Origin of the sequence: Anaerovorax sp. IOR16, from assembly GCF_017168145.1 — a bacterium.
In the GTDB taxonomy this organism is placed as follows: Bacteria; Bacillota; Clostridia; order Peptostreptococcales; family Anaerovoracaceae; genus IOR16.
The window spans coordinates 81,163-93,518 of record NZ_JADQTL010000012.1 but is presented as its reverse complement, the minus strand read 5'-3'; the positions used below and the strand labels follow the sequence as shown (position 1 = coordinate 93,518).

14 protein-coding genes are annotated in these 12,356 nt (G+C 35.2%); 13 read left to right on the top strand and 1 reads right to left on the bottom strand.

The genetic code is table 11. The features are described from left to right. Positions 1-4: 4 nt before the first annotated feature. The 4 genes from I2490_RS15890 to I2490_RS15875 all read left to right on the top strand — a co-directional run bounded on the left by I2490_RS15890 (position 5) and on the right by I2490_RS15875 (position 3,307). Positions 5-916 carry a putative RNA methyltransferase gene (locus I2490_RS15890; RefSeq protein ID WP_206460734.1) on the top strand — a complete coding sequence of 304 codons (912 nt, stop codon included), beginning with the start codon at positions 5-7 and terminating at the stop codon, positions 914-916. Further along, positions 913-2,217: an amidohydrolase gene (locus tag I2490_RS15885; RefSeq protein WP_206460733.1), complete on the top strand. Its 1,305-nt coding sequence runs from the start codon at positions 913-915 to the stop codon at positions 2,215-2,217. Before I2490_RS15890 ends, I2490_RS15885 begins: the two co-directional genes overlap by 4 nt. Positions 2,218-2,415: 198 nt before the next feature. Continuing rightward, entirely contained in the window at positions 2,416-2,721 is a 306-nt protein-coding gene (locus tag I2490_RS15880; RefSeq protein ID WP_206460732.1) for a LysO family transporter, read from the top strand. Beyond that, the gene (locus I2490_RS15875) at positions 2,714-3,307 is read left to right on the top strand and encodes a lysine exporter LysO family protein (RefSeq protein WP_206460731.1); all 594 of its coding nucleotides are present in this window, start codon (positions 2,714-2,716) and stop codon (positions 3,305-3,307) included. Before I2490_RS15880 ends, I2490_RS15875 begins: the two co-directional genes overlap by 8 nt. A gap of 83 nt (positions 3,308-3,390) precedes the next feature. On the opposite strand, the gene lexA is transcribed toward I2490_RS15875, so the two are convergent. Further along, on the bottom strand, positions 3,391-4,074 hold the full coding sequence (lexA, locus tag I2490_RS15870; protein ID WP_206460730.1) for a transcriptional repressor LexA: 684 nt from the start codon (positions 4,072-4,074) through the stop codon (positions 3,391-3,393). Positions 4,075-4,280: 206 nt separating this feature from the next. Here lexA and I2490_RS15865 point away from each other — a divergent pair, with 206 nt between their 5' ends. From I2490_RS15865 to I2490_RS15825, 9 genes are all read left to right on the top strand, one after another. Continuing rightward, positions 4,281-4,604: a DUF3870 domain-containing protein gene (locus I2490_RS15865; RefSeq protein ID WP_206460729.1), complete on the top strand. Its 324-nt coding sequence runs from the start codon at positions 4,281-4,283 to the stop codon at positions 4,602-4,604. Between the two features lie 228 nt (positions 4,605-4,832). Then, the gene (locus I2490_RS15860; RefSeq protein WP_206460728.1) at positions 4,833-6,248 is read left to right on the top strand and encodes a YfcC family protein; all 1,416 of its coding nucleotides are present in this window, start codon (positions 4,833-4,835) and stop codon (positions 6,246-6,248) included. 14 nt (positions 6,249-6,262) lie between these two features. Further along, positions 6,263-7,471, top strand: coding sequence for a M20 family metallopeptidase (locus I2490_RS15855; protein WP_206460727.1), 1,209 nt, complete (start codon positions 6,263-6,265; stop codon positions 7,469-7,471). Further along, entirely contained in the window at positions 7,465-8,832 is a 1,368-nt protein-coding gene (locus I2490_RS15850; protein WP_206460726.1) for an N-acyl-D-amino-acid deacylase family protein, read from the top strand. Before I2490_RS15855 ends, I2490_RS15850 begins: the two co-directional genes overlap by 7 nt. A 21-nt stretch (positions 8,833-8,853) precedes the next feature. After that, positions 8,854-9,972 (top strand): permease, encoded by a 1,119-nt coding sequence (locus I2490_RS17060; RefSeq protein WP_206460725.1) that lies wholly within the window; start codon positions 8,854-8,856, stop codon positions 9,970-9,972. A 256-nt stretch (positions 9,973-10,228) separates the two neighbouring features. After that, entirely contained in the window at positions 10,229-10,744 is a 516-nt protein-coding gene (gene infC, locus I2490_RS15840; protein ID WP_206460845.1) for a translation initiation factor IF-3, read from the top strand. A gap of 16 nt (positions 10,745-10,760) precedes the next feature. Next, positions 10,761-10,955: a 50S ribosomal protein L35 gene (gene rpmI / locus I2490_RS15835; RefSeq protein ID WP_206460724.1), complete on the top strand. Its 195-nt coding sequence runs from the start codon at positions 10,761-10,763 to the stop codon at positions 10,953-10,955. Between the two features lie 19 nt (positions 10,956-10,974). Further along, entirely contained in the window at positions 10,975-11,331 is a 357-nt protein-coding gene (gene rplT, locus I2490_RS15830) for a 50S ribosomal protein L20 (protein WP_206460723.1), read from the top strand. Between the two features lie 100 nt (positions 11,332-11,431). Further along, positions 11,432-12,352 carry a sigma-E processing peptidase SpoIIGA gene (locus I2490_RS15825; RefSeq protein ID WP_206460722.1) on the top strand — a complete coding sequence of 307 codons (921 nt, stop codon included), beginning with the start codon at positions 11,432-11,434 and terminating at the stop codon, positions 12,350-12,352. The last annotated feature ends 4 nt before the right edge of the window (positions 12,353-12,356 follow it).

The window sequence follows — 12,356 nt, the reverse complement described above, 5'->3', positions numbered from 1 at the left end:
AAAAATGGAAAAAAAGAGAATAACAAAAAAAATACAGTATCAGCCATTAAAGTTGACTAAGATGGAACGAATGAGAAAATTGTGCAGTGATAATGCATCCATTTTTTCCTGCCCAATTTGCAGGGGAAGCATTCAAATCACACAACAAGGGGATTTGCTTTGTGAAAATAACCATTGTTTTAACATAGCACGAAAAGGCTATATTAATTTTATGAATGCAACTCATGAAAGTTTTTATGATAAGGAGCTTTTTGCTTCTCGTGGACGAGTCTTTAAAAATGGATTTTATCAACCAGTAGCAGAAGAACTCGTGAAAACCATTAAATCTTATGAGGAATTATGGAATAAAGAATCCTTTAATATTTTGGATATTGGGTGCGGAGAAGGATATTACCTTGATTGGATAGGAAAGGATTTTTCATCCGCACGTTGTTTTGGAATTGATTTATCAAAGGAAGCAATTAAGGCTGCAACTTTGCATGAAAAAGAAAAAATTTTAGCGATAGCAGATTTAACAAAATTACCGTTTCGCAACAGGACTTTTCATATTTTACTTAACATACTTACACCGGCAAATTACGAAGAGTTTAGCAGAATTCAGAAAAAGCAAGGAATTTTTATTAAAGTATCACCTGGGAAGCAGTATTTGAAAGAAATCCGAGAACGTTTTTGTTATAAAGATTATAACGAGGAACGAGTAGTGGAATACTCAAAAGGGAATATGGAAATTTTGGAAGAGCGCAGAGTTTATTATAAGAAACCTTTGACAAAAGAAGATTGGAAAGACTTCTTATATATGACACCGTTGACTGCACATAAACAAGAGGAACGTATCCGTCAAATTGATTTTCCTGAGAAAGAGATTACCATTGATTTGAATTTGGTAGTAGGCCGATTGAAAGGAAGAAAAAGATGAAAATTAAAATTGAGCATGCGAATATTTTAAGAATGGTACAAGAAAAGGAAGGGGTTATAACAGGTGATCTTGCCATTGATGGGGAAGATATAGCATTCATTGGGGAAGTTCCGAACTCTTTTGTTGCGGATAAAACAATCGATGGATCTAATACCTTAGTGATTCCTGGATTAATTAATGCACATACACACACTCCAATGTCTATATTTCGTAATTATGCAAATGATTTGGAATTAATGGATTGGTTAAATACTGCTATTTTTCCGGCAGAGGATCGTATGGATGAAGAGTGCGGGTATTATGGTGCACTTTTAAGCATGATAGAATTGATTCAAAGTGGTTGTACTGCATTTGAAGAGCAGTACATGTTTGTTGATAGTATTGCAAAGGCTGCGTTAGAAAGTGGGATGCGAGCGAATATTGCAAGAGGTCTTGTGGGAGATGGAAAAGAGGAAGGCAGCTTGCGGCGTCTTCAAGAAAATATAGATTTTTATCATGAATGGCATGGAAAGGGAAGTGGACGTATCCGTGTAGACTTCGGACCACATGCACCATATACTTGTCAGGATGGTATATTAAAAAAGGTAATTGATGCAGTGGATGCGTTACCAGATTCGGGAATACACATTCATCTTTGTGAAACACAAACAGAGGTACAGGGTTCCATTGAGCAATATGGAATGACACCGATTGAACGAATGGAACGATTAGGGTTATTTGGACAACATCGTGTGGTTGCTGCACATGGAGTGTATCTGACTGAAAATGATATTGCAATATTAAAGAAATATAATGTGCACATTGTACATAACCCAAGCAGTAATTTAAAACTTGCAAGTGGATTTGCTCCGGTTGCAAAAATTATGAATGAGGGTGTAAATGTTGCACTTGGTACAGATGGTTCTTCCTCTAATAACAACGTTAATATGGTAGAGGAGCTTCATATAGCTGGAATCTTAGCGAAAGCAGTGGCAAAGGATGCAAAAGCACTCCCTGCATACGAGATTATAAAGATGGCTACGATAAATGGTGCGAAAGCTTTAGGCATTGATGATCAAGTAGGAACCATTGAAGTAGGAAAAAAGGCAGATCTTGCTATTATTGATATGAGTGGAGCACATTGGTATCCGCAAACTGATTTGATTGCGGCTGTTGCCTATTCTATGCAAGGAAGTGATGTAAGAGATGTTATTTGTAATGGAAGACTGCTTATGGAGAATCGAAAGTTATTAACAATTTCGGAAAAGAGTGTTATTTGTAAAGTGCAAAAGTTATCAGAAAAAGTTTTAAATCAAATATAAAACAGAGTAAATTGTTGGCTATTCATTAGCCAACAATTTATTTTAGTATTTCAAAAATATCGTTATTATATAAAAAAAGATAAAAATTTGCAATTATCTTGCTTATTTTTATCTTTCGTATAAAATAGTAATAGGTAATTGTAGCAGATGAAGAAATTTTTTTAATTAAATTATAAAAAATGAAAGTGAGTTAATAATATGCCTTACACATTGTTACTATACCTAGCCCTTATGGGACTGGGTATTTTTGTTGGTTCAAAAAAAATGTCAGATCAAAAAGAGTATACTTGGATTCCTAAAATTCAGTATATTGCTGTAGTTGTTTTGATTACAGCTTTAGGCATTCAAATCGGATCGGATGATAAAGTGGTATCTTCTTTAAAAGAAATTGGGGTCTCTGCATTTGTAATTTCTATTTTTTCCATGGCTGGTTCTGTAATATGTGTACATCTAGTGCGAAAATGGATTGGATTAAATAAGGAAGGGGTGCGAGAGGATGAGTAAAACAATCATACTGTCGGTAAGTGTAGGAATCTTGGCAGGGTATTTTTTTGTCCCTGATTCTTGGGTTTTCTTTTGTGAGTATCTTATTAAGGGTGGACTTTGCGTTATTTTGTTTTTGGTTGGATTGGATATCGGTCGACAAGAAAGTATTTGGAAAGAAATTAGAAAAGTAGGATTTCGGGTCTTCCTCTTCCCTTTGGCTATTATAGTAGGAACTTTAACTTTTGGTGCATTATCTGGCTTGCTATTGCCTATGACAATTCAGGAAACCGTTGGTGTTGCAGCAGGATTAGGCTGGTATTCACTTGCCCCTATGATGCTTGCAGAATACTCTGCAACTTTAAGTGCGACAGCATTTTTGGCGAATGTATTTCGTGAAATAGGAGGAATCGTTTTAGTGGCTTTGGTTGCAGATAAAGTCGGATTTATCGAATGCATCGCATTATCAGGATCTTCTGCTATGGATACATGTTTACCCGCAATTGTTAGTGCAACGAATGACCGCATTGCAATTTATGCAATTGTAAGTGGTGTTATTGTAACGATTTTCATACCATTTTTGATTCAGATAGTAATGGGATTTTAAAATGGTTTCAATATAAATGTTAATACTGTGAATGTAAAAAGGAAGCCATCTTTGATAGCTTCCTTTTGTATTATAAATAAAAATTATAAATAACGAAATACGCCTTTGACCAAACCAAGTATTTTTACATCCTTAACTAAAATTGGACTCATTGTATGATTTTCCGGCTGCAATCGAATATGATCTTTTTCACGATAAAAGGTTTTTACAGTTGCTTCACTTTCAAATCCATCAACCATTGCAACGACAATATCCCCATTGTTTGCTACATTTTGCTGTTTTACAAGAATATAGTCCCCATCAAAAATACCGGCTTCAATCATACTTTCTCCATGAACGGTAAGCATGAAATTATTCCCTTTGGATAAATATCGATTAGGAAGGGGGAACGTATCTTCGATGTTTTCTTCGGCTAAAATTGGAGTACCAGCAGCAATGCGGCCAATTACTGGAATCTCTGACACATCTAAGTGTTCGGAAGGTTGTTTTAATGTAGAAGCTATATCGTTATTTAGTATCTGGGAATCGGTAGAAATTTGATCTTCCTTTTCATTTTGATAAAGTATTTCAATTGCTCTTGGTTTTGAAGGATCTTTACGGATATATCCTTTTTTTTCTAAATTAGCAAGATCTTTATGTGCAGTGGAGGTGGATTTAATTCCTAAGAACTGGCACATTTCACGAACTGTAGGCGGATATCCCTTTGTTTTAATTTCATTTTGCATATAGGATAGAATCTGCTTTTCACGTTCTTTTAGTTGTTCCATTTTAGCCTCCTTTGATTGTTTTTAAGAAATTTATAGAAATAGAATAGCATAATACAAGCAAAAAGTAAACATGCGTTCGAATTTTAGTAAATAGTAAAGTAAGTAAATGTATAAAAAAATAAATTAATATAACAAAATATACTTGCAAATATCATCAGAAATGGTAAAATCTAAATATTAAGATAATTCTGAATGGGATATTTATTATGTTTAAAGAATATATACTAATAACAGGATATTCACATATTCAATCGGGAACAACCTCTGCTGAACAATATGGCGGTTATATCGTAGTTAGCTTAGAGGTGGAACGTAATAGTGGAGTTATCATTAATGTGGATTGTTCTCTAACAACTGAGCTGGCTCGAGATTACATTAAAAGGCTCTTAATTGGTAAGAATCTATTAGATTTTGTATCAATTGAGAAGGTTTTAAAGCAAAATTATTTTGGAGTTGCCAGAAAGCCAGTGACATATGCGTTAAGAAATTGCAAAGAAAAGTTTCTAGATATTATGGAAAAAAATGAGTAAAGATAAAATAATAAAATGACCTAATTTCTATAATTGTAAAACTACCTTTTACGAAGACTATAGAAATCAAGCAGGGGTATCCAATCGCTTGATTTTTATTGCCGTAAAAGGTTTTTTTATATTTAGAACTATTTAATATTTCTTTTTTTTTACTAAGGAGGTGAAGAATAAAAAGAAAGGGAAACAAGGAAAGTCATTTCGTGTTAATTACAATGATGGAGGGGAAAAATGACAAATCAGAATTTAAGTAAGAAGAAAAAATTTAAAATCCCACATACATATGTTATTTTATTTTTAATGATTGTAATTATGGCAATATGTACTTATATTATTCCAGCTGGTCAGTTTGAACGAGTCGAAGAGATTAATACAGGAAGAAGTGTAGTAGATCCTGCTAGTTTTCATTATGTAGAACAAAGCCCGGTTAATTTTTTTGATGTGTTTTATTCCGTACCTAGCGGTATGAAGGCAGCCGCAGAGATTATATTCCTTATATTTATTGTAGGGGGTTCTTTTCAAATAATCGCAGCAACTGGTGCGGTAGAAGCAGGTGTTTGTAAAGCTGCACTTTCATTACGGGGAAAAGAAAAAATAATTATTCCAATGTTTGTGCTGATCTTTTCCATACTTGGGGGAAGCATTGGGATGGCGGAGGAAACAATTGTATTTATACCAATTGGGATTGCATTAGCCAGAGCACTGGGCTATGATGCCTTAGTAGGATCATCAATGATTATCTTAGGTGCATGCTGTGGATTTAGTTCTGGCTTCTTAAACCCTTTTACTGTAGGAGTTGCACAAGGAATTGCAGAACTTCCTTTGTTTTCTGGAATTGGACTGCGGTTGATAGTATGGGCTGTAATGATTACAGTAACATCTATATACATTCTTCGATATGCCAAAAAGGTAAAAGAAGATCCATCTATAAGTATTGTACGTCAATTGGAAATCGATGAAGAAGACAGCAACATTGATTTAAGTAATATAAAACCAATGACGATAAATCATGTTTTAGTAATGTTAACCTTTGTTATTGGGCTTGGCGCAATGATTTATGGAATCTTCAAGCTAGGATGGTATCTAATGGAGATAAGTACAATCTTCCTTATGATCGGTATCTTTGGGGGCCTTATAGGAAAATTAGATCCAAGTGAAATGGCAAAGCAGTTTGTAATCGGTGCAAAAGAAATTGTTTTCGGAGCGTTAGTAGTGGGTGTTGCCAGAGGTATCTTAATCGTAATGCAGGATGGCATGATTATAGATAGTATTGTAAGTGCTTTAGGAAACATTATTTTAGGATTGCCTAAGACAGTCGCGGCTGTGGCAATGATGCTGGTTCAGGTTATCATTAATTTCTTTATTCCTTCAGGTTCAGGGCAGGCAGCTGCAACAATGCCAATCATGGCACCACTTGCAGATTTTATAGGATTAACACGTCAGACTGCTGTACTTGGCTACCAGTTTGGTGACGGATTTACCAACTCTATCATTCCGACTTCTGCTGCATTGATGGGTAATCTATCTATGGCAAAGATTCCTTATGAAAAATGGGTGAAATATGTAGCCCCAATTATTGGAATCTGGCTTTTTATTGGCGCTACCTTTATGATAATTGCTACAATAATGAATTATGGTCCGTTTTAAGGAGGAAATGGAAAATGTACTTTAAAGATTATTATACAAATGATGAAGTAATCTCTTTAACACAGGAATTGATTCGAATTCCAAGTCATCGTCTTGTAGAAAACAGAGAAAGCAAAGTGGCTGAATTTATTTATCGTTATTGCATAGAAAATGATCTGGATGCAACGATGGAAACAGTAGAAGGAAAAAGAAGAAATGTAATCGTAAAATTAAAGGGGAATGGTGGGGGCAGAACGCTTCTATTAAATGGTCATACGGATACAGTTCCTCCTTATGATATGAGTATTTCACCTTTTGAAGCATATATAAAAGATGGATTTTTATGGGGCAGAGGCGGAAACGATATGAAGGGTGCGTTATCATGTATGATAACGGCGATGCTTGCAATTAAAAGATCCGGCATCAAATTAAAAGGTGATATCGTTTTTGTTGCAGCTGTTGGAGAAGAGGAAAAGAGTGACGGTACGGAGCACTATATAAAACATTTATTAGAAACTGATATAAAAGTTGATGGTGCTATCGTAGGTGAACCATCCAATTATGGTTATGCTTTAGGGCATAGAGGATTAGAGTGGATTGAAATAAAAATATACGGTGTTGCAGCACATGGAGGAATACCTGAAAATGGAGTAAATGCAATTTCCAAGGCAGCTACTGTGATAAAGAGGATAGAAGAAAAATTAATGCCACTTCTCGAAACAAGAAAAAATGAATATATGGGACCTTCCGTTATGAATTTTGGCACAATTGTTGGAGGTAGCCAACCAAGTACGGTGGCTGATAATTGCAGTATTAAAATTGATCGACGATACATACCGGGTGAAACGGTGGAGTCTGTATTAAAAGAATATCAAGATATTTTGGATGAAATAGCTGCAGATGATCCAAAATTTAAGGCTGAACTAATATGTATGGATGAAAACAGGATGAATTATTTTGATCATGCTCCGCTTATTGCAGAACCGGATGCTGAAATTGTAAAATGTACTTATAAAATTTTACAAGATTTTTTGAAAAGAGAGCCAGAGATTGCACGAAGAAGAGGCTGGACCGATGCAGGAGTTATTTCAACATATGGAAGAATACCTACATTAGTTTTAGGGCCTGGGGATTTAAAATATTCACATACGAAAGATGAAAGGATTCCTTTAAGAGACCTAGTTGACTTTGTTAACCTATATGCGCAGATTGCCATTGAATTTTGCGGGGTGGAAGTATGTTAGATTTAGCCATTCGAAATGGTTTTATTGTAGATGTAAAAAATAAAAAGTTTATACAAGGTGATGTAGGGATCAAGGATGGTATCATACAATCAGTAGGAACGATTTGCACTTTAGCTAAAACGGAGATTAACGCACAGGGTATGTGCGTTTCTCCGGGATTTATTGATATCCATATGCATGAAGAGGATTTTGAATTAACACATGGAAGAACGTATGATATTTCAGAGAGAATGGCACTTATGGGTGTTACTACAGCGGTTGCAGGAAATTGCGGAAATAATCGACAGCATCCGCGGGAACTCGAAAAATTTGTGAACCATGTAGGCTCTCCAATCAATTATATGAGCTGCATAGGAAATAATTTCCTTAGAAAGCAAGTGGGTAATATAGACCCTTATGCAAAATCTACGAAGAAACAAATTGAACAGATGAGAATTCAACTTTATGAAGCAGTTGAAGAGGGTGCGGTTGGTGTAAGTTTTGGATTGGAATACTGTCCGGGGACAGATACCAATGAGGCGATTGAAATATGTAAAGAAATTCAAGGAAGAGATAATTTATTTTTGACATTTCATTACAGGAAAGATGCTATGAATGCTCCCGAATCATTAATGGAAATGGTAGATATCTCTAGAAATGTTGATATTCCTCTTCAGATTGCACATATATCAAGTCTTTCAGCATATGGGAATATGCAAAAGATTTTGAATATGTTAAGTGAATTTAGAGAAGAAGGATTGGACGTTATGGCAGATGCCTATCCTTATGCCGCTTTTAGTTCTGCAATTGGATCTGCAGTTTTTGATGAAGGCTGTTTTGAAGCTTGGGGAAAGAGTTATGATTCCATACTGCTTACAGAAGAACCGTATAAGGGTATGCTCTGTTCAAGGGATTTGTTTTATAAAGCGAGAAAAGAATATCCAAAGATGATAGCCGTAGCTATGGTTATGAATGAAGACGAAATTGTAATGGCATTGCAACATCCTTTAATAATGGTTGGAAGCGATGGATTATATCGAAATCACAGGGGTCATCCACGTGGCGCAGGGACCTTTCCGCGGATTTTAGGCAAGTATACTCGTGAGGATAAAAAATTAAATTTCTTTGATGCAATCAATAAAATGACTCTGATGCCAGCACAACGAATTGGAATCCATTCTAAAGGGCAGATAGCAGAAGGATTTGATGCAGATATTGTTATTTTTAATAAAGATACGATACTGGATCAAGCTACTTTTGAACATCCACAGAAAGCCCCCGTTGGTATACAGCATGTAATTGTAAACGGAAATCTGGCAGTGAAAAATGGAGAAATTATATCCTATAAAACCGGTAAATATTTAAAGAAGACATCAAAATAATAATGGTTTTGGAGGAGAAATGTGGAAATTGTATTTTTAATTATAGCTTTAGGTTATTTTGCTGGTGAAATTAAATTTAAAGGCATAAAATTGGGAAATTCAGCAGTACTTTTGGTTGCTTTGTTTTTTGGGCATTTTGGATTTGCGGTTCCGACTTTAATTCGAAATTTTGGTTTAGTATTTTTTGTAGCTTCCGTTGGATTGACTGCAGGACCATTGTTCTTTAAAACCATTCGCCAAAAAGCATATGCTTATTTTTTAATAGGAGTTATTATCATAGCAACAGGTGGTATAATAACTTTGTGCATATCGGTTTTCTTTAACATACCTCGCAACCTTATGGTAGGATTGTTAACCGGTGCATTAACCAGCACACCGGGTTTGGCAGCAGCTTTAAATTGTTTGGATAATCCTATGATTTCTGTAGGATATGGGATTGCATATCCGTTTGGTGTTTTAGAAGTTGTTTTATTTGTTCAACTTTTACCGCGTTTTATGCATGTTTCAGTAGAAAAAGAGTCAGAAGAGTTGGTTCAATTCATCGCAGATATGGATAGCAAGAATCATCATACCGAAAAAGCATTAAGGCAATCTTTAGAACCATTAGAGCCCACAGGTATTTTAATTTTTATATGCACGGTATTTTTGGGTACGCTATTTGGCAATTTAGAAATTCCTCTAATTGGAGAAACCTCAATTAGCCTAGGAATGTCGGGTGGACCTCTTTTTTTAGGAATTATCATAGGAAATATAAGACAAATAGCAAATAAATCAATAGAAGTACCAAAGGCAACGCTTGATGTTATGAGAGAATTTGGATTGGTTCTTTTTTTAGCAGGTGCAGGCACTCAAGCAGGAGCGGGATTTCTTCAGGTGGTAATGGAGTATGGAGTGTCACTGTTTTTGGCGGGTGCACTGATTACTCTAATCCCTATGTTGATAGGATTTTTACTTGCATATAAGATTTTTAAGTTGAATATTTTAATCTCACTAGGGAGCATATGTGGGGGAATGACAAGCACGCCGGCATTAGGTAGTTTAATTACAACTTGTAAAACAGACATGGTAGTTGCAAGCTATGCCAGTACATATCCTACAGCATTAATTTTTATTGTATTATTGGTACAATTGCTATTATAAAAAAAACTAGTTTTTATAATAAAGAGAAAAAAACAAAAATAATTTAATATATTTATCTATAAAATGATTGACACTAAAGAGTATAAATGATATTGTTATTGATGCAGGTAATAAAGAAGAAGTATTCCGCTTCTCACCTTACGGTATATGCTGTTAAGGTTAATATCACAAAATCATTTTTGTTTTATAGGTGATTTGTATGTTTTAGCGGGTACTTAGTTATCCGCTTTTTGATTTAAGTAGGAGGTGCGAGGCAATTAGCAAGGAAAATCAGATTAACGAAGAAATTCGTGAAAAGGAAGTAAGACTAATCGATACGGATGGAACCCAATTGGGAGTTGTAAGTATACAAGAGGCTATGGATAAGGCCAATGAAGCTAAGTTGGACTTAGTTAACATTGCTCCTAATGCAAAACCGCCGGTTTGTAAAATATTAGATTATGGAAAGTACAGATACGAACTTCAAAAGAAAGAAAAAGAAGCAAAGAAGAAACAGAAAATTATTCAGGTGAAGGAGATTCGTTTAAGTACTTTTATTGAGGAACATGATCTGGCAGTTAAAGCAAACAACGCTGCTAAGTTCCTGAAAGACGGAGATAAGGTAAAGGTAAGCTTACGTTTTAAGGGAAGAGAAAAGGGTTATTCCAACGTTGGACAGAGCGTAATGGAAAAGTTTTATGAAATTGTTTCTGAGATTAGTGTGCAGGAAAAGAAGCCGGAATTTGAAGGTAGAAGCTTGTATATGATTTTAGCACCGAAAACCGATAGATAATAGGAGGAATTTTGAAATGGCAAAGATGAAGTCCCATAGAGGAGCAATGAAACGATTCAAGGTAACTGGTACCGGTAAAGTAGCAAGACATAAGGCATATAAGAGCCATATTCTTACAAAGAAAAGCACGAAAAGAAAAAGAGGTTTAAGAAAGTCTACGATACTTGGAAGTGCAGATCACAAGAGAATTAAGTCTGTATTGAACGTGTAATATTAGGAGGTAAGAAATAATGGCAAGAGTAAAAAGAGGAATGAATTCCAAAAAGAGACATAAGAAGATATTAAAATTAGCAAAAGGTTTTTATGGCGCAAAGAGCAAGATCTTTAGAGCAGCAAATCCAGCAGTTATGAGATCCCTTCGTTCTGCGTATGTGGGAAGAAAAAATAAGAAAAGAGAATACAGAAGACTTTGGATCGCTAGAATCAATGCAGCTGCTAGAATGAACAACATTTCCTACAGCAAATTGATGAACGGATTAAAGGTTTCTGGCCTTGAAATCAATCGTAAGATGCTTTCTGAAATGGCAATTTATGATCCAAACGGTTTTGCACAATTAGTTGAAACTGCAAAAAAAGCAATAAAATAAGAAAGAATAAAGAAAGGTTCGACAATACCTTTTGACAAAAACACCCCCCTGAAACGAGCTATAATCGTAAAAGAGATGAGCCGGGAAGGGGGGTTTTTATATGGTCATTTACGGAGAGTATCTCTTTCTTGAGAATTTCATTACTGGATATCTTATTCTAAAGCTGACTAGTAAAATTTGCGGCTTGCAAGCCTTGAAAAGGCGTTTGCTCTTCGGCTGCAGTCTCTGTGGTATTTATTCTTTTATTCTTTTTATTGATGGAATGCCCATACTTTTCTCGATTGCATTAAAATTAATTTTCTCCATTATATTGATGTTAATCGTATTTGGGAAAAAAGAAAAAGCACAATTTCGGAAGTTGGTTTTGGTCTTTTATTTGGTTAGTTTTGCCATGGGCGGAATCACCATTGGAATGATGTATTTTATTGGAATTTCGGGTGTTACAAATAACAGTAGCCTTTACATAGAACAAATGAGCTATTTAAATATTTTGCTTGGGTGTGCAATTGCATATTTACTCATTCATATATTTGCGGATTTCATAAGGGGAAGGTGCATAGACCAGTCTGGAGTAATTGCACAAGTCGAAATTACTCTAGATGCGAAAAAAGTACTTTTGCGTGGTATGGTAGACACGGGTAATTTTTTGTCTGATCCATGTACAGGAAAACCTGTATTTTTAATTGAATTAGATGCATTTTTACCGCTTGTTACAATGGAAATTGCTGATATATTTCGTACAGAAAAAGATTCTTTAGCTCTTTATAGTAAGTTAAAGAATGAAAGATTTGTGCAGAGATTACGATTGATTCCTTATGAATGTGTCAGTGATGGAAATGGATTTCTTATTGGAGTAAAGCCGGATAAACTTATCATTTGTAGAGATGGGATGAATCCAGAATCGGAGGATGTGATTTTAGGAATTTATTATGGCTCTTTTGGTAGAAGCTGGAGCGAGGAACGCTATTCGGTGCTGCTGCACCCGATGGTAATGGAAAGGGGTATTGCTTGTCATGTTTAGTAAA

Bases quoted from the DNA above. Each gene is read 5' to 3' on its own strand.
- I2490_RS15825 (WP_206460722.1), top strand. From the start codon at position 11,432: ATGGTCATTTACGGAGAGTATCTCTTTCTTGAGAATTTCATTACTGGA.
- I2490_RS15875 (WP_206460731.1), top strand. From the start codon at position 2,714: ATGAGTAAAACAATCATACTGTCGGTAAGTGTAGGAATCTTGGCAGGG.
- I2490_RS15855 (WP_206460727.1), top strand. From the start codon at position 6,263: ATGTACTTTAAAGATTATTATACAAATGATGAAGTAATCTCTTTAACA.
- rplT (WP_206460723.1), top strand. From the start codon at position 10,975: ATGGCAAGAGTAAAAAGAGGAATGAATTCCAAAAAGAGACATAAGAAG.
- I2490_RS15865 (WP_206460729.1), top strand. From the start codon at position 4,281: ATGTTTAAAGAATATATACTAATAACAGGATATTCACATATTCAATCG.
- lexA (WP_206460730.1), bottom strand. From the start codon at position 4,074: ATGGAACAACTAAAAGAACGTGAAAAGCAGATTCTATCCTATATGCAA.
- I2490_RS15850 (WP_206460726.1), top strand. From the start codon at position 7,465: ATGTTAGATTTAGCCATTCGAAATGGTTTTATTGTAGATGTAAAAAAT.
- I2490_RS15885 (WP_206460733.1), top strand. From the start codon at position 913: ATGAAAATTAAAATTGAGCATGCGAATATTTTAAGAATGGTACAAGAA.
- I2490_RS15860 (WP_206460728.1), top strand. From the start codon at position 4,833: ATGACAAATCAGAATTTAAGTAAGAAGAAAAAATTTAAAATCCCACAT.
- rpmI (WP_206460724.1), top strand. From the start codon at position 10,761: ATGGCAAAGATGAAGTCCCATAGAGGAGCAATGAAACGATTCAAGGTA.
- I2490_RS15890 (WP_206460734.1), top strand. From the start codon at position 5: ATGGAAAAAAAGAGAATAACAAAAAAAATACAGTATCAGCCATTAAAG.
- I2490_RS15880 (WP_206460732.1), top strand. From the start codon at position 2,416: ATGCCTTACACATTGTTACTATACCTAGCCCTTATGGGACTGGGTATT.